Origin of the sequence: Pandoraea communis, assembly GCF_902459745.1 — a bacterium.
Lineage (GTDB): Bacteria > Pseudomonadota > Gammaproteobacteria > Burkholderiales > Burkholderiaceae > Pandoraea > Pandoraea communis.
On sequence record NZ_CABPSJ010000001.1, the window covers coordinates 660,025 to 684,130 of the forward strand.

Annotated in this window: 23 protein-coding genes; 17 read left to right on the forward strand and 6 right to left on the reverse strand. The window is 64.0% G+C overall.

Annotated elements, in window-relative coordinates; all coding sequences use genetic code 11:
* The first annotated feature begins 34 nt into the window (after positions 1-34).
* The 10 genes from PCO31110_RS03085 to PCO31110_RS03130 all read left to right on the forward strand — a co-directional run bounded on the left by PCO31110_RS03085 (position 35) and on the right by PCO31110_RS03130 (position 12,271).
* The gene (locus PCO31110_RS03085) at positions 35-970 is read left to right on the forward strand and encodes a hydroxymethylglutaryl-CoA lyase (RefSeq protein ID WP_010808367.1); all 936 of its coding nucleotides are present in this window, start codon (positions 35-37) and stop codon (positions 968-970) included.
* Positions 971-1,025: 55 nt separating this feature from the next.
* Positions 1,026-1,544, forward strand: a complete 519-nt coding sequence (locus tag PCO31110_RS03090; RefSeq protein WP_010808366.1) for a YbaK/EbsC family protein — start codon at positions 1,026-1,028, stop codon at positions 1,542-1,544.
* Between the two features lie 70 nt (positions 1,545-1,614).
* Positions 1,615-2,052 (forward strand): thioesterase family protein, encoded by a 438-nt coding sequence (locus PCO31110_RS03095; RefSeq protein WP_010808365.1) that lies wholly within the window; start codon positions 1,615-1,617, stop codon positions 2,050-2,052.
* Between the two features lie 34 nt (positions 2,053-2,086).
* A complete protein-coding gene (locus PCO31110_RS03100) occupies positions 2,087-2,329 on the forward strand; it encodes a DUF1289 domain-containing protein (RefSeq protein ID WP_051126463.1) in 243 nt (80 codons plus the stop codon).
* A 34-nt stretch (positions 2,330-2,363) separates the two neighbouring features.
* A complete protein-coding gene (locus tag PCO31110_RS03105) occupies positions 2,364-2,795 on the forward strand; it encodes a MaoC family dehydratase (protein WP_010808363.1) in 432 nt (143 codons plus the stop codon).
* Between the two features lie 45 nt (positions 2,796-2,840).
* On the forward strand, positions 2,841-3,764 hold the full coding sequence (locus PCO31110_RS03110) for an MBL fold metallo-hydrolase (RefSeq protein WP_150689593.1): 924 nt from the start codon (positions 2,841-2,843) through the stop codon (positions 3,762-3,764).
* A 363-nt stretch (positions 3,765-4,127) separates the two neighbouring features.
* Positions 4,128-5,075, forward strand: coding sequence for an NAD(P)H-dependent flavin oxidoreductase (locus PCO31110_RS03115; RefSeq protein ID WP_150689594.1), 948 nt, complete (start codon positions 4,128-4,130; stop codon positions 5,073-5,075).
* 467 nt (positions 5,076-5,542) lie between these two features.
* Positions 5,543-7,501 (forward strand): hypothetical protein, encoded by a 1,959-nt coding sequence (locus tag PCO31110_RS03120; protein WP_150689595.1) that lies wholly within the window; start codon positions 5,543-5,545, stop codon positions 7,499-7,501.
* 394 nt (positions 7,502-7,895) lie between these two features.
* Positions 7,896-9,809, forward strand: a complete 1,914-nt coding sequence (locus tag PCO31110_RS03125; RefSeq protein ID WP_174979289.1) for a hypothetical protein — start codon at positions 7,896-7,898, stop codon at positions 9,807-9,809.
* 521 nt (positions 9,810-10,330) lie between these two features.
* Positions 10,331-12,271, forward strand: a complete 1,941-nt coding sequence (locus tag PCO31110_RS03130; RefSeq protein ID WP_150689597.1) for a hypothetical protein — start codon at positions 10,331-10,333, stop codon at positions 12,269-12,271.
* Positions 12,272-12,337: 66 nt separating this feature from the next.
* Here PCO31110_RS03130 and PCO31110_RS03135 read toward each other — a convergent pair whose 3' ends face one another.
* From PCO31110_RS03135 to PCO31110_RS03150, 4 genes are all read right to left on the reverse strand, one after another.
* Positions 12,338-13,186 (reverse strand): 3-hydroxybutyryl-CoA dehydrogenase, encoded by an 849-nt coding sequence (locus PCO31110_RS03135; protein ID WP_150689598.1) that lies wholly within the window; start codon positions 13,184-13,186, stop codon positions 12,338-12,340.
* A gap of 249 nt (positions 13,187-13,435) precedes the next feature.
* Positions 13,436-14,476: a porin gene (locus PCO31110_RS03140; protein WP_010808356.1), complete on the reverse strand. Its 1,041-nt coding sequence runs from the start codon at positions 14,474-14,476 to the stop codon at positions 13,436-13,438.
* A 559-nt stretch (positions 14,477-15,035) separates the two neighbouring features.
* Positions 15,036-15,302 carry a hypothetical protein gene (locus tag PCO31110_RS03145; RefSeq protein ID WP_144265869.1) on the reverse strand — a complete coding sequence of 89 codons (267 nt, stop codon included), beginning with the start codon at positions 15,300-15,302 and terminating at the stop codon, positions 15,036-15,038.
* A gap of 287 nt (positions 15,303-15,589) precedes the next feature.
* Entirely contained in the window at positions 15,590-16,168 is a 579-nt protein-coding gene (locus PCO31110_RS03150) for a hypothetical protein (RefSeq protein WP_150689599.1), read from the reverse strand.
* A 670-nt stretch (positions 16,169-16,838) separates the two neighbouring features.
* On the opposite strand from PCO31110_RS03150, the gene PCO31110_RS03155 reads away from it, so the two are divergent.
* From PCO31110_RS03155 to PCO31110_RS03185, 7 genes are all read left to right on the forward strand, one after another.
* Entirely contained in the window at positions 16,839-17,165 is a 327-nt protein-coding gene (locus PCO31110_RS03155) for a hypothetical protein (RefSeq protein ID WP_150689600.1), read from the forward strand.
* Positions 17,162-17,566: a hypothetical protein gene (locus PCO31110_RS03160; RefSeq protein ID WP_010808352.1), complete on the forward strand. Its 405-nt coding sequence runs from the start codon at positions 17,162-17,164 to the stop codon at positions 17,564-17,566. Before PCO31110_RS03155 ends, PCO31110_RS03160 begins: the two co-directional genes overlap by 4 nt.
* Positions 17,567-17,627: 61 nt before the next feature.
* Positions 17,628-18,119, forward strand: coding sequence for a hypothetical protein (locus tag PCO31110_RS03165; RefSeq protein WP_150689601.1), 492 nt, complete (start codon positions 17,628-17,630; stop codon positions 18,117-18,119).
* A gap of 234 nt (positions 18,120-18,353) precedes the next feature.
* Positions 18,354-18,764 carry a hypothetical protein gene (locus PCO31110_RS03170; RefSeq protein ID WP_150689602.1) on the forward strand — a complete coding sequence of 137 codons (411 nt, stop codon included), beginning with the start codon at positions 18,354-18,356 and terminating at the stop codon, positions 18,762-18,764.
* Entirely contained in the window at positions 18,761-20,320 is a 1,560-nt protein-coding gene (locus tag PCO31110_RS03175; protein ID WP_150689603.1) for a TolC family protein, read from the forward strand. Before PCO31110_RS03170 ends, PCO31110_RS03175 begins: the two co-directional genes overlap by 4 nt.
* The gene (locus PCO31110_RS03180) at positions 20,317-21,663 is read left to right on the forward strand and encodes a multicopper oxidase family protein (RefSeq protein WP_150689604.1); all 1,347 of its coding nucleotides are present in this window, start codon (positions 20,317-20,319) and stop codon (positions 21,661-21,663) included. Before PCO31110_RS03175 ends, PCO31110_RS03180 begins: the two co-directional genes overlap by 4 nt.
* Positions 21,660-22,178 (forward strand): cupredoxin domain-containing protein, encoded by a 519-nt coding sequence (locus tag PCO31110_RS03185; RefSeq protein ID WP_246189705.1) that lies wholly within the window; start codon positions 21,660-21,662, stop codon positions 22,176-22,178. Before PCO31110_RS03180 ends, PCO31110_RS03185 begins: the two co-directional genes overlap by 4 nt.
* A gap of 118 nt (positions 22,179-22,296) precedes the next feature.
* Here the strand turns inward: PCO31110_RS03185 and PCO31110_RS03190 are convergent, their stop codons facing one another.
* Together PCO31110_RS03190 and PCO31110_RS03195 are read right to left on the reverse strand one after the other, a co-directional pair.
* Positions 22,297-22,878 (reverse strand): IMPACT family protein, encoded by a 582-nt coding sequence (locus PCO31110_RS03190; RefSeq protein WP_010808346.1) that lies wholly within the window; start codon positions 22,876-22,878, stop codon positions 22,297-22,299.
* Between the two features lie 21 nt (positions 22,879-22,899).
* Positions 22,900-23,769, reverse strand: coding sequence for a PhzF family phenazine biosynthesis protein (locus PCO31110_RS03195; protein WP_010808345.1), 870 nt, complete (start codon positions 23,767-23,769; stop codon positions 22,900-22,902).
* Positions 23,770-24,106 lie beyond the last annotated feature (337 nt).

Sequence of the window (24,106 nt, forward strand, 5' to 3'; positions counted from 1 at the left end):
ATCCCGCGCCTGCACCCCTAAGAGGAGACAACTCATGGTGACGCCCCAACTGCCGCAACACGTGAAAGTCGTCGAAGTCGGCCCGCGCGACGGCCTTCAGAATGAGAAGCAGCCGGTACCGACCGACATCAAGATTGCGCTGGTCGATCGTCTGTCGGCCGCCGGTTTCGCCAATGTCGAGACGGCGTCGTTCGTCTCCCCCAAGTGGGTGCCGCAGATGGCCGACGGCGCCGAGGTCATGGCCGGCATTACGCGCCGCCCCGGCACGATCTACTCGGTGCTCACACCGAACATGCGCGGCTTCGAGGCCGCAGTGGCCGCCAAGGCGGATGAAGTCGTGATCTTCGGCGCCGCGAGCGAAGCGTTCTCGCAGCGCAATATCAACTGCTCCATCGAAGAGAGCATCACGCGCTTCGAACCCGTGGCACGCGCGGCGAAAGACGCCGGTCTGCGCCTGCGAGGCAGCATCTCGTGCGCCCTCGGTTGCCCGTATCAGGGCGACGTCCCGGTCGCCAGCGTGGTCGACGTCGTGCAGCGGCTCGCCGCCCTCGGTTGCGACGAGATCGACATCGCCGACACCATCGGAGTGGGCACGCCCTCGCGCACCCGCGACGTCATGGAAGCCTGCGCAAAGGTGTTCCCGATCGAGCGCCTGTCCGGTCACTTCCACGATACCTATGGACAGGCGACGGCCAACATCTACGCGGCGTTGCTTTCGGGCATCACGATTTTCCATTCGTCTGTCGCCGGTCTGGGCGGTTGTCCATACGCCAAGGGAGCGACCGGCAACGTGGCGACGGAAGACGTGCTGTACCTGTTGCAGGGCCTCGGTATCGAGACCGGCGTCGATCTCGAGGCCGTGGTGCGCACCGGCGACTTCATTTCGCAGGCCATCGGCCGCCCGAACGCGTCGCGCGTGGGACGCGCCATGCTCGCGAAGCTGCAAGACGCCGCGCCCGCCTGCGCCTGACACCGCGCAGGACAACGCCTGCGCCCCCATGTGAATCGAGGACATCGGCCCGACCATGAGTGAGACACCCCAGACACCCGAACCCGCGAACGCGCAGGATCTTCCCGAAGGCGCGCGGCACGTTGCACGGCTGCTCTCCGGCATGGGCCACGATCAGCCGATCGTGTTGCTGCCGGCCACCGGCAAAACGTCGGCCGAGGCCGCCGCCGGACTCGGTTGCGAAGTGGCGCAGATTGCGAAATCGATCATCTTCCGCCGTGTGGCCGACGACGCACCGGTGCTCATCATTGCGAGCGGCGTCAATCGCGTCGACGAGAAAAAGGTTGCCGCGCAAGTCGGTGAACTTGCCCGCGCCGATGCTCGCTTCGTCAAGGAAAAGACGGGCTATTCGATTGGGGGCGTGAGCCCGATCGGGCATGTCGTCTCGCCGGTCACGCTGATCGACGAAGACCTGCTCAAGCTCGCGAGCCTGTGGGCGGCTGCCGGGCACCCGCATGCCGTGTTCAACCTCACACCGCAGCAACTCGTTGCCATGACGGGCGCGCCCGTCGTCGATGTGGCGCTGCGTGGCTGAAGCACCGCCAGCGTGACTGCGTCGGCAAGGTTGACCGTCGTACCCAAGAACAACCTCAAGGAGGCGTGCCATGCCGAGCCCCGAACTTGTGCCGGGCCTGACGTTCGAGTGGACTTATCGCGTGCCGAAAAAGGCCGTGGTCCCCGAGCTGTACGACGATGTCGAACTGTGCCGCGATATGCCCGCCGTGCTGGCCACCGGCTATCTCGCGGGCATTCTCGAATGCGCCTGTCTGCAAGCGATTCGCCCCTATCTGGACTGGCCGCGCGAGCAGTCGCTCGGCACGCTCGTTTCTTTCTCGCATCTGGCTGCCACGCCGGCGGGCGACACGCTGCGCATTCAGGGCAAGCTCGTGGACGTCTCGGGCCGCACGCTGCGCTTCGAGGTCGTTGCCTGGGACGGTCTGGACAAAGTGAGCGCCGGCACGCACGAGCGCGTCATCGTCGATCAGGAACGTTTCCACGGCAAGCTGCAAGAGAAGGCTGCCAAGTTGGGCCTGTCCATTTGAACTACACGCCGCCCTGCGCCGCCCGATGGCTATCATGACGACACACGCGTCCCCCGTTCCGTCTCCCTGCACCAACATCTGCCGCATGAATCCGGCGACCGGCTGGTGCTCGGGCTGCTGGCGCACGCTCAGCGAAATCGCCGCCTGGTCGACCATGGCCGACGACGACAAGCGCCGCATCTGGTCGTTGCTGCCCGCCCGGCGCGCCGAGCACGAGGAGCCGCCAGTACAGTACCGCCGCATCGTCATTCGCGACCCTGACACGGGCAACGCCTGAAGTGCCTCCGCCCCCTACTCTTTCGTGACCGCATATGGGAAAAATCGTTGAAGTCGGCGAGACGTTCGCCGCCACCCATCACTTCTCACCTGACTCGATCCGCGAATTCTCCACGCTGGCGCACGACTTCAATCCGCTGCACCACGACGCCGACTACGCCACTGCCGATCCGCGTTTCGGCGGCTTGATTTCGTCCGGCACGCAGCAGATGTCGTATCTGGCCGCGCTGCTCGCCACGCACTACGCGAAGACGGCCCAGCCGCTCGGGCTCGAATTCGACATGAAGCTGCGCCGCGCCGTGCACGCGGGCGACGACATCACCGTGCGCTGGACGGTCACGGACAGTCTGTGGAAAGAGAAGCTCGCGGGCGACATCGTTTCGCTCGACGGCGAGGCCGTCAACCAACACGGCGAGACAGTGATTGCGGCCACGGCCAAGATCCTCGTGTGCGCCAAACCGGCCTGAAACGCCGCGCATTGCCCGTGCCCCCCCCCTTCACGAGATACGCCCATGACCTCGCTTGCCCTTCCTGCCGGGCTGCGCGTGTTCGAGCGCGGCTGGCTCTCATCGAACAATGTCCTGTTCCTCGGCGACGAACCCACACTGATCGACAGCGGCTACGTTTCGCACTCGGAACAAACGCTGGCGCTCGTCGCGCAAGCGCTGCCGGACGGTCAGCCGCTCGCGCGGCTCGTCAACACGCATCTGCACTCCGATCATTGCGGCGGCAACGCCGCACTACAGGCCCGCTATGGCTGCCGTACATGGGTGCCGGCCGCAGAAGCCGACCCGGTCCGCCATTGGGACGAGCGACGTCTGTCGTTCGAGGCGACGGGGCAGCAATGCGCGCGCTTCTCCTTCGACGACACGCTCTCGCCCGGCGATACCATGACGCTGGGTGAGCACGAATGGCTGGTGCTCGGCGCCCCGGGTCACGACCCGCACGCATTGATGCTCTATAACGCCACCGACGGCATCCTGATCTCCGGCGACGCGCTGTGGGAACGCGGTTTCGGTGTGATCTTCCCCGAACTCGACGGCGAATCGGGATTCGCCGAGCAAGCCGCCGTGCTCGATCTCATCGGGCAACTCGATGTCTCGCGGGTCATTCCCGGACACGGCAGGCCGTTCGACGATATCGACAGCGCACTGGCGGCCGCACGTGCGCGCCTCGACTATCTGCAAAGCGACCCCGCACGTAACGCCCGCAACGCGCTCAAGGTGCTGATCGTCTTTCGTCTGATGGCCGAGACTGAGATGGCAGGCGCTACGCTCAAGGCCACGCTCGACACCGCGCGCGCGTGGCGCAGTGCGGCAGCGATGCTCACGCCGCCGTCGGGCTGGCCCGATCTGCTAGACACGCTCGTCGCGGAGCTGGCAAAGGCTGGCGCGCTGCGCCACGACAGCGCGACGGATACGTTGTACGCCGCGTGAGCGTCACCGCGTCGTCCAAAAAAACAACGCCACTTGCCAGTCACGGCAAGCGGCGTTTGAGGACGTGACGTGCCGGACGAGCGCCGCGGTCGCTAACGCTGCGCTCGTCCTGCGCCATCGTGAAACTGACGTCGCCTGGCACGCGCTTTCATCCTAGACGCCGTCTGCACGCCCCCCAAGGGGACTTTCCCTGATACGGGGACATTCGGTGCGTCGGAACCGAAGACTTCTTCAAGTGCCCGCTCACCGGGCGACGGGCGAATCCCCCTATAATCGAACGATCGTTCGCGAAAATGGACCACGATAAATTGCGCGCCGACGCAATGCGTGCCGGGCGCCGAACGTCCTGCTCAAGGAGACTTCATGGCACTTCCCAAGATTCTGCAAAACCTGGCGCTGCCCGTGGTGGCGTCGCCGATGTTCATCGTGAGCTACCCGGAACTGGTACTCGCGCAGTGCAAGGCCGGTATCGTCGGCTCGTTCCCCGCGCTCAACGCGCGCGAGCCGAAGATTCTCGAGGACTGGCTCTCTCGCATGACCGAGGAACTCGCGTCGTACAAGGCGGCGAATCCGGACGCGGTCGTCGGCCCGCTCGCCGTCAATCAGATCGTGCATCAGTCGAATCAACGGCTCGAACACGATGTGCGCGTGTGCGTGGAGCATCGCGTGCCGATCTTCATCACCAGCCTGCGTGCCCCCCCCAAAGAAGTACTCGACGCGGTGCACAGCTACGGCGGCATCGTGCTGCATGACGTGATCAATCTGCGTCACGCGAACAAGGCGCTCGAAGCCGGGGTGGACGGACTGATTCTCGTCGCGGCCGGCGCAGGCGGACACGCGGGCACGCTCTCGCCGTTCGCGCTGGTCGGCGAGGTGCGCAAGATTTTCGACGGTCCCCTCGTGCTCTCCGGCGCAATTGCCAACGGCGGCTCGATTCTCGCAGCCCAGGCGATGGGCGCCGATCTCGCCTATATCGGCACGCGCTTCATCGCCTCCACCGAAGCGAATGCGAGCGACGACTACAAGCAGGCCATCGTTGACGCGAGTGCCAACGACATCGTCTATACGAACCTGTTCACCGGCGTGTCGGGCAACTACATCCGCCAAAGCATCCTGAACGCCGGTCTCGATCCGGACGACCTGCCCACGGCCGACAAGACCGCCATGAACTTCTCGAAGGCGAAGGCGTGGAAGGACATCTGGGGCGCCGGTCAGGGTGTGGGCCTGATGGACGACGTTCGCCCGGTGGCCGGCATCGTCACGCAATTGAAGCAGGAATACGACGACACCCGCCGCCGGCTTGCCGGCTGAACGCGTCCCCCTCACCGCACTCCCGCACGCGCAAGCGTGCGCGGTGCCGGCCTGGCAGCCGGGCACCACAAAACCGACAACGCGCTCCGTCGAAGCACAAGCCCGGCGGGCGCACGATATGCCATCGTCTCTCCCGGACTGCCGATAGCGCACGCGTCGCTAACGACACGTACTACGGCAGCCCTTCCAGGAGAGGAGTTGCCATGTCATCGGTTTCGAATCAACGCGCTATCCTTATCACGCCTCACTACGACCTCCCCCCCGCGGCCCGGCGCACTCGTCACTGCGCATCAGACCGTCTCGAAGCATCACGTCGCCGTCATTCACCTTCGGCTCGCGAGCATTTCACCACCACGTTTCTCGGGGCACGATGCACACGGGCATCTGCAGGTCTGCGTGAAACGACATCACGTTGTTGCGACGATGCGCCGCAACAACCCGCCGCCGTCTGGCGCGCGGCTCTTGCGATGATGCTGATAACCCATCTCGCAACGCCTGCAGCCTCAGCGCTCCCGAATCGCCCCATCGGCGGCACCCCGCCCGATACCGAGCCCCCTGCCGATGGCTATCTCGCCCGCCATCCGTCGGATCATGCGCCCGACGGCGGCGTCGCAATCGACCCCTCCGTTGTGGTACGCCGCATGGAACACTCGGTATTCAAATCCGAATACACGTTTCCCGAGATACTGCGCTCAGTGAGTTCGGCACGCGAGCCGTTTCGCCGTCTGGGCGAGTCGGTCGGCGACGCCATCGAGATCCTTCGCGAGCACGAGATGGCAACGAGTGTCCGTCAAGGACTCACGGTAAGCGGCGAGGTCGTTGATATCGCTACGGGGTTCATCCCCGAAGTGCAACTCGCGCGACTGCCCGGCGAACTTGCCGGCGTGGTCGCGGACGGCCTCGACGGCAAGTTGCCAACCAGTGAGACGATTTCCGGCCTGATGCAAAACGGGGACCCACGCGCATTCGGCTCGCACATGCCCCCGCACGCGAGACGCCGGGTACAGCACCCGATGCGAAGCGAATTACCCGTCGAGCCAGTTGGCCCCCTCAATCGCGGACTTCATCCGATACCTCGCGCACACATGGCCGCTCGACGAAAGCTCTCCCCCGAGAACGAGGCCGAACCGAGCAGAGATGAGGTCGATGCGATCGATGCGATCGATGCGATCGATGCCGACCATTTCTTCCTTGCCTCCGAGCAAACGGACAACGCCCCTCCTGCGCCCGCAACGCCATTGCACATCGAGGGCGAGGCTGAGCACCTGCGCGGTTATGAAGAAGTGTTCACCGATGAGCAATTGCCCTCAGGCGAGCGCCCGCGCCTGCTGTTGATAAAAGGCGAACGCTACATCGGCGGCGACGCTGGCTACTACCACGCGGTGCGCGGGCGCAGCGACGATCATTGGTTGATCGACGCGCCGAGACGCGACAAGGCGCAGGTTCCCGTGACATTCGACAGGGCAAGCGGACAATGGCAGGCGCACGCCCCCCTTCGCCTGTGCGGAGGAGGTTGCGGCCAGAGCAAAGGCCTGTCGACGGATAGCATCGACGGGCGATATTCGGAAATCGAAGCGGCAGTCAGCCACCTTCACGACGAGAAAATGCAGTTGGCGATTCTGCATGGCATGGAGGAACTGGCTCATATGCATCTACTCCGAACGAACCGTCCCGACACGAGGGGTACCGGGGACAATTCGATCATGACCCACCGCGCGGCGTTGCGCAAAGCGATGGAACATATTGATCGTTACGCACCGCTGGTGACGCAACAACGGCAAGCGGCAGAAGTCACGACCGGGTACTACTACTGGAACCACCACGCAGAGGCTTTTTGCCACGAGAACGCGGAAATCCTCTTCCATCAGTTGTTGCAGAATGGGGTATCGGAAGACCGGATTCGCATCATCAACATCACCCCGCAGCGCCGCTCGCCACACGTGCTCGTGCTCTATAGCGAGACGCACGATCTCACCACACTGCTCGATCTTGCGACGCCTCAGCCCCCCGTCTTCAATCACCGCGACGGCATCAGCGGCGCGACGTTCAGCGGCTTCATCTACATGAACAGGGGAACGACGATTCTGCTCGACCCATGGAGTACGACTAAAGCCATCGAATTCTCCCGTGCGCGCGACGAAAGCGACGTCATGCGAACGCTGGACGAGGCCTTCGCGGACATCGGGCACCAAAGCGGTCAGCCCTTCACGGTGTCGGTCACCCGGCCATTCGGCTCTCGCATCTTCGGCGCTCGCCAGCGCAGCATATCCAGCCTAAGCACTTACGGCAGCCCGGCAAGGCTCGGAAATACGTTTGGCGGCGAGGGCTCGGCCCCCTCACATCCCGAGCCGTTGCCTCCCCCCGAATCCGAGTCGAGCGACAGAGCCGATTCGGTGCCGAACAACGATGCCGCCCCTCCCACCTGATATGGCGTGGATTCCGTCGCCACCTTGCTGCGATGCGACGGAATCGATAACGCACGCAGCCGAAGCGCAAACACGCCATGTCAACCGATGGCAGTCTTCTCCATGGCAGGATCGGCATTGGGCCAGTCCAGCCACACTCACATTCAGCCTATCCTCGGGAGGTCATTTCATGCGGTATTCGTCGCATTGTCGTGCGATCAATGCTCCCCCTTGTTACCAAGCCGACCGTCACCCGCCGTCTCGTGAAACACAGGCGTTCGCCACACCCGCCTTCCCTCACGCGTTGCAACGCACACGCAATGCGCGGAAATTCCCCGGCAGCACCCCATCGCACTGCACCTCCCCTGCAAGGGCCGGTGCAGCATCGCCCGGTCCCTGGTCGATCGCGTTTACCGTGATGCTGGTCGCCAATCTCATGGCACCCCCAGCCCTGGCAACCCCTATGCTTCCGCGTCAGCCAAATCGATGGCGGGAGGGAGATAGCCCTCACGACTTCACCACAACACTCCCGCCCGGGGAGCCGACGCAAGCCCAGCACGAAATCCAGAGACATCCCCTCGATCACCCACGGATCAAATCCAACTACACCTTTCAGGAGTTTCTCAGAGCCGTCGCCGCAGCCAGTGCGCCGTTCCGCAATCTTGGCAGAATGGTGGGTGACGCTTACGAGGCAATGAGTGGCGACGAAGCGGACCCGTCGGCGATCGCGACGGCGCAGCGTGTCGGCAGCGTTGTCGATGCCGCGACCGGGCTGATTCCGAACGTTCAGATCACCCGGCTACCCGGACGTGTCGCCGATGCCGGCGCCGATGCCCTCGATGGCAAGCCGCCCCAATCGTCGAAGATCACCGACCTCCTGCAGTTTGGCGACCCTCGATCGTTCGGGGGCCAGGCGCCTGCGCCGCAGGACGCGCCGCCAGGTCAACCCGTGCTGCTCCGGCGTGTGCCTGTACCCGAGGCGGCCCCTGCTGACGGCATCGACGCCGGCCAGGTACCGGTGGACGGAAATCCGCCGGCGATACCGCCGGAAGCGGCCTCGCCGAACGACGTCGATTCCCTCAGTTCGCGCGTGTCCGCCGTTGACACTGCCGGCGTCAATCGCATCGATGCGCCGGATGCTCCCGATGACGCCGATAGCACGTTGCGCATCGAAGGCGAGCGCGAATACCTTCAGGGGTACGAACAAACGCTTCCGTCAGCGCAAGTTTCCACCGGATCGCGGCGGCAGTTGGTGGCGATTGAGGGCCGTCACTATCTCGTCGGAAAATCCGGCTACTACCACGTGACACCTGGGCAGAGTGCCAACCAGTGGCTGATCAACGCGCCGCGCGGCACACGCGCGCAAATACCGGTGACATACGACACGCAGACGGATGCATGGCGCGCAGACCCGCCGTTGCGTCTGTGCGGCGGCGGATGCGGCCCGAGCAGGGCGTCCTCACCGGACAGCGTCGACATAAGCAAGAACGGCGTCACCGAGGCGATTCGCCATCTTGCCAACCGCGACGTGCACGACGCGATACTGCAGGCATACGGCGATCTGGCGCACTTGCACCTGATGCGCACCAACCGAGAAGACCTGCGGTCATTGCGCGACAACTCGATTGTCGAGCACCGCCGTATTCTGGTGCCGCAGTTGATGCGAATCGATCCGCATTCCACCTTGTTCGAACAGCAACGCGAGGCGGCTCTCATTACCGCGATCCACTATGACAACTACGTGGATAACAGTCTCCTTGACCTCAGCCCCGAGGCCTTCTGTCAGGAGAACGCGGAAATCCTCTTTCACTATCTGCTCGCGCGCGGGATTCCCGGCAACAACATCCGGATGCTTACCGTAAGGTCGCAAGGCCGGCCGCCCCACGTCATGGTGCTTTATACGGAGTCGGACCCGTTTATCGATCTGCTCGATCTGACGACGCCGCAGCCGCCCATCCTTGGCCAGGATGACGGCGTTTCGGGCGACGTGTTTGCGAGTGCCCTCTTCCTGTCTCGCGACTCCACCGTGCTGCTCGACCCTTGGAGCCGAATCAAGGCATCGTCGTTTCCATGGACCAACGACGTCGACGAAGTGAGACATGTGCTCGACATCGCACTGGCAGATACCGCGCGCATTCCCGGCAGCCCCTATACGGTATCTCTGACCCGGCCATACCCCGCGCCTCGGGAGCGCTCCGTATCCTTAAGCGGAAGTTCCACCAGCACGCGAAGCCGGAGTAGTTCGGCGGGCGACTCGGTACGCTCCGGCCCATCTCACCAAGACCCGCCAGGCGCATCACAGAAAGGCGACTACGGCACGCCGCTTTGACCCCGGCTTGACCATCGCCCCCGGAGCACTTGCGCACAGGCGGCGTCGATGCCGTCCGTGAGCCGCCGGGGGGCGTCCCTCTCGCCGTGTCGCACACCCTACGGAGATGTGGTCGTGCCATATCTGTCCTGTCATCGCCTCACCAACACAGCACGGGCGGCCGCGGCAATGAGATGCACCTGGGAAGCGCCGGAGACTCAGACCCGGACGGCTCGGGCCGCACATCGTCCGCATCCGGCACGAATGGCGGCGTCGCCGTATAGCGGCCCGACGATCTACGACTCGCCTCATCTCCGGCCTTCCGCACGTCAGCGCTTCGGCGCTTCAGCCATTTGGAGGGGTTCATGCCCATTGCTTCGCACCACCACGTCACGCGTCATTCTCCGTGTTACGGCCTCCCTCATCCCCTTCGGCACCAAGAGAGCGCGACCAATGCCACGGCGGGGTTTCCTCGCACCTTCCGCAACGCGCGCTGTGTGCCTTCCGAGATCGGGTCGCGCACGCTACTGCATCCCCGGCACATGGACACCGGCCGAGCGCCGCGCAACACGATCTGGCCCGCTGCGCTCGCCATCATGCTGGTCTCCAATCTTGCCGCCTCTGCGTCCAGCGACGTGTCACGAAGCGCATTTCACGGGGACGACAACAACGAAGCGACGGGGCCTCACTCCCGTGCGTTCAACCCCGGCCCGCAACTCGCCGTCGAGGTGCCTTTATCCTCAATGCCCGACGACGTGATCGTCAGGCCCGTGCAACGTGCTTCGCCGATCAAATCCGAGTACACCTTTCAGGAGTTCCTCAAGGCGGTGTCCAAGACAAGCGCCCCATTCCAGCACCTCGGGGAAGCGATGGGTGATGCCTATGAAATACTCAGCGGGCAGACCGTCGGCCCGGACGTGCGCGACGGCGTTCAAAATGGCGCAGATGCGCTGGACGTCGCGACCGGACTACTGCCACAGGTCCGTCTAGCGCGCCTGCCCGGCGATCTTGCAGGCATCGTCAGCGATGAACTGGAAGGCAAGGGCTTCGATTCTGAAAAGCTCGTTGGTATTCTGCAATTCGCCGATCCGCGCACGCTGGGATCGGATCCCCTGCATCCCGCCGGCTCGCGTGTGCCGATTCACTCGCCGCCAGTGCCTCTGCCTGAGGAAAGTACTCAGACGGCGCATCATTCCGACCCGTTACGCCCTGAACCGAGTCGCGTCCGATCCGGCGCACACGAGAGCATTGATGCGGCTAACGCTCAAGACGTGCCACCGCCGGCTTCCGGCCGCGTAGGCGGCCCCGCGTGGGCGTCCCCCCCGCGCATCGTGGGTGAGCAGGAACATTTGCAAGGCTATGCACAAATATTGTCGGCGGATCGGCTTCCTGCTGCCGAGCCGTCGCGTGTCGTGCTGGTGGATGGACACCACTACCTGAGGGGCGAAGCTGGCTACTACCAGGCACAGCCCGGCCTCAGCGCCGATCATTGGCTTGTCGAAGCGCCCAAGGGCAGCGACAGGCGGGCGCAAGTGCCGGTAACGTATGACGAAAGCACTGGAGAGTGGCACGCGCACGCGCCTCTGCGACTGTGCGGTGGCGGGTGTGCTTCGAGCAAGGTCGATCATCCGTATGACAGCGTGGTCGATAGCGTTGAAGATGTGGCCAGCACTATTCAACATATCCCCGACCAAACTACGCGACAAGCCATTCCAGAAGCACTTTTCGCCTTGGGGGAACTGAGTCTGCGGCGATCGAATCGCGCCGATCTGCGAGCGCTTCGCGACAATTCGATCATCAATCACCGTGCCGCCCTGCGCGCTAGCATGAGGGAAAACATTGATCCGAACTTGCCTTTGATAAAACAGCAATGCATCGCGTCCGAGATCACGGCAATGTATTACTCGTGGAACCCTGCGGCCGAGGCATTTTGTCAAGAGAACTCTGAAATTCTCTTTTTTAACCTGCGCCGGAACGGCCTATCGAGAAGTCAACTTCGTATGATCACGATCAAGCCGAAAAACCGACCACCCCACGTCATGGTAATTTACTCGGACTCCAAACAATTTATCGAACTGATGGACCGTTCCACACCGCAGCCACCGAACGTGAGGCACCCGGATGGCCTCAGCCACGAACTTTTCCGGGAGGCTGTCTACCTGACACGTCAATCGACAGTACTTCTCGATCCGTGGAGCACCACAAAGGCAATCTCGTTCGCCAGCGCAACGAGTCCGATCGATGCAGGACGCCTCATCAACCAGGCACTGATCGACATCGGACATACACCAGGGCATCCGTACACGGTTTCCGTCACGCGTCCGCTGGGCATTCACAGGGTCACGGTGAGAGACCGGGGAAATTCGTTGAACTCCGACAGCGCGTCGAGTCAATCGGCGGCGAGCACCACAAGCCAGGGCGGCAGCCCGACGCCCGGAGATGCATTGCCATCGCTCCTGGAAGACGCCGAGTCTTCGGATTAACACTCGGCCAATGCCCGTCGCCGGCGCGATGCCCGCGCCGGTGCGTCCCGCCCCTTCACATCGTCGTCAATACGTGTACACGCCACGCCCGGTCTTGCGGCCGAGGTACCCGGCGGCGACCATCTCCTTGAGCAACGGACACGGACGATACTTCGAGTCCGCGAATTCTTCGTAGTAGACGTTCATCACGGACAGGCACACGTCCAGACCGATCATGTCGGCGAGCGCGAGCGGTCCGATCGGATGGTTGCAGCCGAGCTTCATGCCTTCGTCGATCTCTTCGGGCGACGCGAGATGTTCTGCCAGCACGAAGAACGCCTCGTTGATCATCGGCACCAGAATGCGATTGACGACGAAGCCTGGTGCGTTCTTCACCGTAATCGGCGACTTGCCGAGCTGGCGCGCGAGCGCGTCGACACGGGCGTGCGTCTCGTCGCTCGTCTGCAAACCACGAATGATCTCCACGAGCGCCATGAGCGGCACCGGATTGAAGAAGTGCATGCCGATGAACTGGTCCGGCTTGGCGACCACTGCCGCGAGTTTGGTAATCGAGATCGACGACGTGTTCGACGCGAGAATCGCATCGGCCTTCGTCACGCCCTCGAGCTGCTTGAGGATCTTGATCTTCAGATCGAAGTTCTCGGTGGCCGCCTCGATCACGATGTCGGCGTTGGCAAGCGCCGCGTGGTCGGTTGCCGTCGAAACTCTTGCGAGCGCCGCCGCTTTGTCGGCCGCAGTGAGCTTGTCTTTCTTGATGAGGCGGTCGAGACTGCCGGATATCGTCGCCACACCCTTTTGCACGGCCGCATCGCTGATGTCGACCATCGTCACCGGCAAGCCGGCCACCGCACAGGCCTGTGCGATGCCGTTACCCATCGTGCCTGCGCCAATGATGCCTACGTGTTGAATCGTCATGTCGTCTCTGCTCCGTTTGTGCTGAAAGGTGGCGGGAATACCGTCTTGCGCGGTGCACAAATCATAGCGCGGGCGCGTCGGATCGGTGACACATGAAACCGCTGTGCGAAACGCTCTGGCGCCGATGCGCGGTATGCCGGGCGCACCGGCATCGGTCAACGAACGAAGGGGGCAGACGCGCCCAAACGGCGTCAGCCCCCTTCGATGATCTTCCCCGGCACGCGTCTCGCTCACGCGTGCGCCGGAACATCAGAACTTCATGCGAACGCCGCCGCCGAAGGTGTCGCCGCCCGAGAGCGAACTCACCTTATCGTTCATGTAGGCAGCGTAAATGTCGGTGCGCTTCGACAGGTTGTAGTCGTAGCCGAGCGCCCACGTCTTGCGATTGACGTTGCTCGCGCCCGAACTCTTCATGTATGCGTACGAAGCCAGCACGCTGCCACCGCCCACCGGCACGGACACGCCGAGCTGACCGCCGTTCTCCGACACACCGCCGCCGGTGACGTTGTTGCGGATGTACTGATACTGGCCGAAGAGCTTCACGACCTGGAAGTCATACGTCGCGCCCAGTTGCACGGCCTGCTGGCTGCGAAAGCCTGCCATGCCGGCGAGGTCGTCGGGCTGCGAGTCGAACTTCACCTGCTGATAGGCGACGGTCGCGGCAAACGGACCGTTGAAGTACAGCGCCGACGCGCTCCACTTGTTCTGCCCGGTTTCACCGGCCTTGTTGCCGAACGCGTACGACGCGCTTCCCGACAGCCCCTTGAAGTTCGGCGTCGTGTACATCACGGCGTTGCTCCAGCCGGAGTCGCCCACAATGCCCTGACCGGCCTGGCCGATATACGTGTGGAACACCATCGGGCTGAAGGTGTACGAATCGACGAACGGGTTGAACAGAATCGTCGAGACAAAGTACGACGTGGTGAGACGGCCCATCGTGACCGTGCCTGCGGTGTCCGACGACAGACCGACGTACGCGTTGCGCGAGAACATCGTGTCACCCTGGAAACGGCCGTACTGACCGTTCTGCGGACGGAAGAAGTCTTCGAGCACGAACACGGCCTTCAGGCCACCGCCAAGATCTTCGCTACCCTTCATGCCCCAGTAAGACGTCGACATGCCGCCGCCGCCCTGCGTCCAGGCGCGATTGCCCCCCGGATTCTTGACCGCACCCACCCAGGCGTCGACCTGACCGTACAGCGTGACGTTCGATTGTGCGAATGCCGGTGCGCTCACACACGCCCCCAGAACGAGTGCCCCGCCGATGCCCTTGGCCATGCTTCGCTTCATTGACTTCTCCTTGGTTTATGTATTTTGTGTGCCTGTTCCCGCGTTGCGCGGGACCTGCTGGCGCCCGCTGAAGAAGCGCCTCCCTGTGAAACGGCCGTGATTCTCGCACAGCCCCACCATGCGCAGATAGGCCGGAACCGTGCGAAAAATGCACCACACGAAGTGGCCAGGAAATGGTGGGGAGACAAAAATCGGACGGCCACCCGCGCCGCTATTAATCTCGGTATAACAAAATCGATATATTCCTTACATCGGCAGGTTGGCGATTACTCACATACGCCACGATGTTCGGGAACAATAGGGAGTGGGCAAGCACGACCGGCGGACGCCGTTGGAAAGGGTCAGCCAGATCCAACGTTGCGCATGTGCAACATCAGGTGCATACGGAAACGCGGGGGAGAAAAAAATAGGAGTCCGGACCGGGCGCGTTGCCGGGTGCCATGAAGCATGGATGAGGGGGGAGCGACGTCGCAGCATGCCGGGAGGGAAGTCCCATCGGCAGCGGCGAACGTCGGGATGCTGTGACGGCGGCTAGCGGTTGGCGGCTAAGCGTTAGCTGTTAGCGATTGCGACGGTTGCCCCCGCCGTCGCGCGAGCCACGCGGTTCGCCTTGCGGCGTGTACTGGCGCTCACGCGGTTCCGCCGGTGCCGCCCAGTTCGGATAGGCCGACTGTCCACGGCCGCGATCGGCATTGAAACGGCTGATATCTTCCCGAAGCGACGCCTTGTTCACGTCCAGCATATCGCGCCCTCGCCCGCCTCCGGCCCAGGCAGGGTAGGCACACACAAGCAGCAACAGGAAACAGTAATGAAGTCGGGCACGCATTTGGGTTCAACCACGGCACCCGGCCCTGAGTGGGGCCGGTTGGCACGGGACGCATCGGCACCTGCGGGTTGCATGTGCGCCATACGCCTCAAGGATGACTGTACCGGGTCAGCCGAACGAGCGTCGACCGAAAAAATGTTAATGCCTGACGGGGTCTGCAACCGTTTGTAACTGCCGCAACACGGCCACGCGAGAAGGCCCGGGAAGCCTTGCCCGGTACCGCTTGGCAACCGAGTGACAGGCGGGCGCCGAGGGGGCGATCGACCGCTGCGAGTCCGGCACCCGCCTTACTTCTCGACTTGTTTCTCGACGGACAGCGAGATTTCGCGCAGACGCTCGCCGCGCTGCGTCACCAGATCCTGCGCCGTGACGGTGAAGTTGACGACACGCGCGTACTTCTTGCTCGCGCTCTGCCATTCGGCGGGCAGGCCGGCCGGGTTCGTCGTCGTGGTGCGCAGGGTGGTCACACCCCGGGTGCAGCGCGAAACCTGCGTAGCGAACGCTTGCGCCTGATTGCGCAGATCCATCGGTGTGATCTTCTGGTAATCCCAGATGCACTCGTAGGTCGGCGCGAGGCCCGTGGCCCGGAACACCTTGCAGTCGCCGCCGGGCACCGAATAGGTAGCCTGATAGCTCTCGCCGCGGTCGTTCTTGGCCGCGAGCGGGCCGGTGACATCTTCAAAACCATTCTGTGCGCTCTTGGCCAGCATGAGGATGCCCTCGCACTGGTCTGCGGCGTAGGCCGACTGTGCTGCGCAAAGGCAAGCCAGCAGGGCCCATCGTTGTCGTGAGTTCGTTGCCATCGTTGGAATGTTGTAACGGGGTGCGGTGGCGTGCGGTGTGGCTGCCGTATGGGGCTGCGCCACTTGCGATATCCGCCATGAATGGTGCCATTAGAACGCAAAGTCTGCGCGGACGAAACCACGGTCACAGGGGAAATCGTGCGCCAATTCGAGTGCGGGCAGGTCTGATAGTTCGCGCACTGCGTGCTCTCATCCAAAAGACCGATTCACGAGCGCCGTTGGCGACCTATACTTAAATCGCAGTGAGACTGCATGGGCAAGGCCGGGAACCGATGGTGGTTCAGTGCATGACGGCAATACCCTCAGGTGCCAAGTCTTCTTGGCCCTTACCATGCCGCGCCGGTACACGCGGCTGGCGACGCCCCGATGGGGCCTCAACCGGCGGCTCAGTCCGCCGGTTTTCATTGGTATCGCTCGCACTGAAACGCATCCCCTCGCGCGCAGGCGGACTTGTGCCACACCTCATGCCGACGGATTAAGCGAAAGTGCGGATTTCGCGCGTGGCATCGCTCTGTAACTATCAACACACAAGATCAATATTCGCCGGGGCACTCACTTTCGGGAAGTCAACGGAGTGTTTGTGGATACGTGGACGTCATCAGCGGTGCATGGCATGCAATGCGCTCGCGTCGTTGTGCGTTACGCGGGGTGAACCATGGGACACCTCGCCCTTCGTGGCGGTCTTCGCCCCCATAGACCGGTTGCTGGCGCGGCACGCCATACGGCGCACGCGATGCGGCACGTTCGCGGCCACGGCGGCACGCTCGCCCACGTGCTCGGCGCCGCCGGCAAGTTCCGGTTCCGCCATGGTCACTGGCCCCAACGGTTGTATCTATACCCCGAGACGCTCGCCGCGCTCGTGCAGGATCTCACGCCACTGGGCTTCTACCGATTCCAGCAGCGGCTCGATATCGTTGCCGATCTCGAGCGCGACCTGTTCTGTGCCGACGACAACGGCAACGTGTCGATTTACCGCATTCAGATGGCATCCGATCCCGCAAGCATTGAGGCGGCGGCAATCTGGCTGGGCCTGTTATCAATAGGTGGAGAGAAGTCATGAGCCGACTCGCGATCGTTCTGGATGGTCTGATGCTGCTCTACCTCGCCGCAGCCATCGTCGCCGGCGTGCAATCGAGCGCTGCCGATGGGCACGAGTTACTCGCAAGCGTGCTCGGCGTGTTGCTCGCGCTTTGCGCGCTGGCGCTGCTAGCCGCGCCGTTCTATGTTTCGCTCGTGGTGCTGATTGCGCAATCCGAACGGCATCTTCGTCTGGCTGCGTGGCTGCACCGGGCGATGCTGACACTCATGATCGGGCTGACACTCATCTCGTTTCTTGCCCGCGACACTATCGAAGTCTCGGCACCCCTCTTCGTGCTGGTCGCCGTGGTGTGTGTTGTCAATCTCGTTGCGCTCTCGCGGCGGCGCACGCACTTCGAAGCATTTCATTTGTTCGAACATTGACGAACGCGCCACCCTCGCGCCGATTTGCGAGTATGGCGCGGGCGATGCTAGACTGCGCGGCATGAATCGCTGGCGCAAACTTCTCGTGTTGTGGCTGTTGTGCGTAACCATGCCGTTACAGGCCATGGCCGCACTGCGCACGCATTGCACGCCGGAAACTTCGGCATCGGCAATGCAGAGCGCCACCACTGCGGCTGAGAATGACGCCACCGCCTCGATGGCCATGCTTCACGCCATGACGATGTCCGCACAGGGCGACGCCATGCCGGGCATGCATCGCCACGACAGTGCGGCCCCGGACGACGCGCCGTCGCATCCGATGGCGCACCAGGATACATCGCGGGACCACGCATCGTCAGACAGCAATACGCACGGCCATTACACCAGTTGCTCGGCGTGTGCCGCCTGCGTTGTCTGCACGGCGCTGCCGCCAAGTGTCGTCATTCGCATGCCGGACGCACAGCCGTCCACCGCCATTCCCTTCCTGCGCACGTCGGCCGCCAGCGCCGTGGTCGCCGTGCTTGAGCGCCCTCCCAAAGACCTCGCCGCCTGACGGTCGCGCGTCGGGCCGAAGGTCACAGCGGCATCGCCTGATGCCGTACCCTCCCCGGCCTGCCGCCCGCCGTCTCTGTTCCCCGTCGGACTGACTTTCCGCACTATTTCGTGACTGGCCTGCGTTCGCCCGTCATTTGTGCCCTGAGTCCGTCCGCCCGACGAACGTGCGACGCCGGACTACCCCGCCGCTTTACGGCGCGGCCACGGCATCGCCAGCTTGACGAGCGTATCAATGATGCTTCCTTCCCTACGACGGCACGCGTGGATCGTGCCGGTCGCGCTATCGCTGTTGGGCGCATGGTCTGCGCCGGCCGCCAACGCGTCGAGCGCCACGGCGCCGCCGGCGCTCGACGACCATACCGGCATGACCGGTGCCAATGATCCCGCTGCACCGGAGGCCCCCGCCGGGCCGCCGCCGGTCGGCGTTCTCCATGACTTCTCACGGCCTGCGTTGTCCGTTCCAACGGGCGATTGGCGCAAAGTGAATGCCAGCGTCGCCGCGATGCCGGGCATGACGGGTATGCCCGGCGGTAGCCCCGACATGACCGGAGGGTCCACCGGCAACATGGACACGCCGCCATCGAACGGACATACCGGACATACCGGAAATGCGGGACACAACGTGCAGGGAGACTCGCGATGACGGTCTCACATCCCTTCCCCGGCTTGCCGCTGTCGTGCGTCGATAGACGCGCCACGCCGGTCGTATCGCGACCGCGCCACCCCCATCACCGCCGGGCGCCATGGGCCGCCGCAGTACTTGCCACGCTGGCCCTGTCGGGTTGCGCGACGTTCAGCAGCGACGGCGGCTTCGGTGCGGTCGCCGACGCGACGCAGCAACATCTCGGCCAACCTGTGACCTGGGCACGCGACGATGCGGCGGCGCAAGACCTTGCGAAGGCGCGCGACGATCTGCTCTCTCGTCCGCTCGACATCGACGCCGCCGTACGGCTGACCTTGTTCAATCATCGTGGCTTGCAAGCCACGTACGAGGAACTCGGCATCGCCGAAGCCTCGCTCGTGCAAGCGGGCCGGCTGCCGAATCCGCGCTTCTCGTTTCAACGGCTGCAAGGCGGCGGCGATATCAGCATCGAGCGCACGTGGGGGCTCGACTTCGTTCGCGTGCTCACGATGCCACTCGCCTCGCGGATTGAGGCGCGCCGCTTTGCGCAGGTGCAGGCGCAAGTGGCGCAAGCGATCATCGAACAGGCAACGCTTACACGCCGCGCCTGGATCGAGGCCGTTGCGGCGCAGGAGCGTGTGCAGATTCTCGAACAGACGAGTCTCGCCACGCAGGCTGCCAGCGAACTCGCCGACGGCATGGCCCGTGCGGGCAACTTCAGCGCAATGCGCCGCACGCAGGAGAATCTCGTCTACGCCGACACGGCAGCGCGTCTCGCGCGAGCCCGGGAGCAGGCGGGCACGGCGCGAGAGCAACTCGCCCGGCAAATGGGCCTGTGGGGCCAGCAATTGCCATTCACGCTACCGGCACGTCTGCCCGCGCTTCCGCGCACGCGTCCGGTGTGGCCTGACGCAGAAGCACAGGCGTTACGCGATCGCGCCGACATTCGGGCCGCTCGCGCCGCGCTCGACAGCACGGCGAGCGATCTGGGGCTCACGCGCATTACGCGTTTCGTGAACGTGCTCGATACCGCCTATCGCAACAACAGTGCGACAGGCTCGCCCAGCGAGCGCGGCTATGAAATCTCGCTGGAGGTGCCGCTCTTCGACTGGGGCACCGCTCGCGTGGCCGGTGCGCAAGCCCGCTATCGCCAGAGCGTCGATCGCCTCGCGGACACGGCGGTCGCAGCACGCGCCGACGTTCGCACGCGTCGCGCCCAGACGCTCGCCGCGTGGGACATCGCCGAGCACTACCGCGTCACGATTCTGCCGATGCGTCAGCGCGTCTCCGACGAATGGCTGCTGCGCTACAACGGCATGCTCGCCAGCGTCTTCGACCTGTTGACCGACGCTCGCGAGCAGCGCGATACGGTGCTCGCCTACATCGACGCAACGGCCGGCTTCTGGCTGGCCGAAGCGTCGTTTCGCGAGAGCCTGGGCGGCGGTGAGGCCGGCAACCACGACACCGCCGGTACGGCTTCCGCGCCGGCGGCCCCACAAGGCACGGCCTCACCGCCCACCCGTGCCGTATCGCCCTCACAACCGTCTTCCGCTCACCAACATGGAGGTGGCGCATGACTTCGCGCCGACGATTCCTACGTAATGCGAGCCTCGCCGTGATGGGCGCGACCGCCGTCGAACGCACCGCCCTGGCCGCCCTGCCCGACGCCGCCACGCGCAGCGACGCCAGCACTGCCAAACCGCACTCGCCGCCCAACGGCCGCCCGTATCGTCCGGTCGTGACGCTCAACGGCTGGACGTTACCGTGGCGCATGCGCCATGGCGTCAAGGAGTTTCACCTGATCGCCGAGCCCGTCGTGCGCGAAATCGCACCGGGCATGCAGGCGAACCTGTGGGGCTACAACGGGCAGAGCCCCGGGCCGACCATCGAAGTCGTCGAAGGCGATCGCGTGCGCCTGTACGTGACGAACCGTCTGCCCGAGGCGACGAGCGTGCACTGGCACGGCCAGCGTCTGCCGAACGGCATGGATGGCGTGGCGGGCCTGAACCAGCGTGCCATCGCACCGGGACAGACCTACGTCTACGAGTTCGAAGCAAAGCGTGCCGGCACCTTCATGTATCACCCGCACGCCGACGAAATGATGCAAATGGCCATGGGCCTGATGGGCTTCTGGGTCACGCATCCGAAAGACCCGTCGTTCATGCCGGTCGAGCGCGACTATGTGTTCCTCATCAACGCCTACGCCATCGACCCTGGCAGCCGCACGCCGCGCGTGAACGAGATGACGGACTTCAATCTCTGGACATGGAACAGCCGCGCGTTTCCGGGCATCGATCCGCTGGTGGCGCGTCAGGGCGACCGGGTGCGCATTCGTATCGGCAACCTCACGATGACGAATCACCCGATCCATCTGCACGGTCACGAGTTCAAGGTGACCGGCACCGACGGGGGTTGGGTACCACCCACGGCGCAGTGGCCGGAAGTCACAACCGACGTTGCCGTGGGCCAGATGCGCACCATCGAGTTCGACGCCACCGAGCCCGGCGACTGGGCCTTCCATTGCCACAAGTCGCACCACACGATGAACCCGATGGGTCACGACGTGCCGACCATGCTGGGCGTGAACCAGCGCGAGATCGCCACCAAGATCGCCCGCATCATTCCCGACTATATGGCGATGGGCGAAACCGGCGCCTCGATGAACGGTATGGAAATGCCGTTACCGGAAAACACGTTGCCGATGATGACCGGCACCGGCCCGTACGGCCCCATCGAAATGGGCGGCATGTTCACCACATTGAAAGTGCGGCAGGACCTGCCGCGCGACAGTTATCGCGATCCCGGCTGGTATCGCGCGCCGCGAGGCTCGGTTGCGAGCCCGTGGCAAGGCAGCACTTCAGCGTTACCCTCTACCCATCGTCAGCCTGCCAACGCGGGCAAAACCGGAGTCAAATCATGATTCGTTCACGTGTCTCGTCGCGCTTCACCCGTGCTTTCGCGGTTCCCTTCGTGTTCGGCGCCGCCTCGCTGGCGTTCACCCTTCCCGCATTGGCCGAAGATCCGCACGCCATGCACATGCAGCACGGTCACGGCGGCGCGGCGGCGGCCATCGGGGAACCCGGTGACGACGCCCAGGCCACGCGTACCGTGGACGTCGACATGCGCGACACCATGCGCTTCTCGCCTGCCACGCTCACCGTGCGCCGTGGCGACACAGTGCGCTTCGTCGTCACCAATAACGGCAAGATCCGTCACGAAATGACGCTTGGCACGGCAGCGTCGCTCGCTGAGCACGCCAAAATGATGCAGCAGATGCCCGGCATGACTCACGCCGAGCCCAATGCCATGACGGTGGAACCCGGCGAGCGCAAGACGCTCGTGTGGCACTTCACCCAACCGGGGACGGTGGAATTCGCCTGCCTCGAACCGGGGCACTTCGAAGCCGGCATGCGCGGCGTGGTCAACGTACGCTGATCGCAGCGCGGAGGTGCCGTAACCGGCACGCCGGGGACGCGTCGGCTTCGGCGCCGTCCCCACGCGAGGCCGGTACATGTCCAGTGCATCTCCGGTGCGGCTGCCGCCTTTCAGGCGGTCAGTCGCACCGCGCCAGACCACCGCTGAGCGCTTCGGTTGCGTCGGCTTCGAATGCCGCCACGTCACGCACCTTCAGCCGTAACCGGAGCGTGACGGCATCGTCGTAGGCGGCGTCGAGCACCTCGGCCGAGTGACGCTCCGCCAGCCGGCGCAGCGTCGCTTCGTGCGCAAACGTGCAGCGGTAACGCGGCTCCGTCGTCGGTTCGACGGCAGTGAGCGTCGCAAGCTTCAGCGCTTCGCTCACCGCCTGTCCGTAAGCCCGGGTCAACCCGCCTGCGCCGAGCTTGATACCGCCGTAGTACCGCACGACAACCGCCAGCACATTCGCCAGCCCCTTGTGCATGAGCACGTTGTACATCGGCTTGGCCGCCGTGCCTCCCGGCTCACCGTCGTCGTCGAAACCCGACGCACCTTCACACAACAACACCCAGCAGTAATGCGTGGCGTTGGGGTAACGCCCACGCAGCGCGTCGAGTTCGCGCATCGCGGCCTCTCGCGAGGTCACGGGCATGACGATGCCGATAAACCGGCTTTTCCTGATGTCCAGCTCGGTCTCGACCGGTGCTGCCAATGCATACATACGACACTCTTCCCCCGCGCCTTACAGGCGCACCTCGCCGCGCGCAAGTTCGATGACGTTGCCGCCGACGCGAATCTCCCGATTTGCCGTCACTTCAAGCGTCAGTCGGCACGGACGCTCGATGGCATCGCCCTGCGTCACGCGTGCGCGCACCGGCAGCGGATAGCCCTGACCGATGAACCAGCCGCCGAGGTTGGCGCAAGCCGAACCGGTGCCCGGATCTTCGTTCACCCCGCCACCCTGTGTCGTGAAGAAATAGCGTGCGCTCACCTGCAACTCGCCGTCCTTCTCGCCATCGATCGAAAACACGTAACCGGTCTTGCGCTCAAGGCTCGAGAGTGGCCACCGCTCCATACGCGCGCTGTCGGGCTGCGCCCGCGCGACGGCGTTGGCGTCGCGCAGCGGAATCAGCAGTTGATCGGCACCAGTATCGACCCATTGCGGCGATTGCGCGAGATCGTCGCGGCTCAGTTGCACCAGCGCCGCGATGTCGGCATCCGCTTCACTTGCCTTCTTGATTTTCGGCTCACCCGACGAGGGCGCCGTCAGCGTCCAGTGATCGCCGTCGGCCTTGACCGGCACGAGTCCGGCGGCGAATTGCAGCGTCACGTCGTCGCCCAGCTCACGCATGGCGCGCAATACGTGTGCCGTACCCAGCGTCGGATGCCCGGCGAAACGCATCTCGTAGCCGGGCGTGAAGATGCGCACATGCGCGTCGGCCGTCTCCGAGGGAAAAATGAATGTCGTCTCCGACAGATTGAACTGCCGTGCCAGCAATCGCATTTCCTCATCGCTCAGGCCGCGCCCGTCTTCGAACACGCACAGCGGATTGCCGCCGAAGGTGGTTTCGGCGAACACATTGACGATACGAAATGCATAGGTGCGGCTCATGACAAATCTCCAGTTGGGGGCGGCGGACAACGGCACGGCCCTCGGGCCTTGTCAGCCGGAGGTGCCGATATCTGCCGGCCGCGCCAGTTTGTGCTGCGGTGGCCGGCCGGCTGGCCTTGCGAAAGAAGGTTCGTAGTCTCGCACATCGAGCGGCGGCACGCGCACCGATGCTGACGCTTTCGGCCTTTTGTACCCTGGCCGATAGGAATCGTCTGTCTCCCCGCCGGACGGCGAGCGTTCGCCAACCGCCGCCAATTGTCACCAACCAGTTGACAATAATTCGCCATTCAAGTGGATTGTAGTTCTCCGTCAGGACTCTAAAATGACATTCATCGAG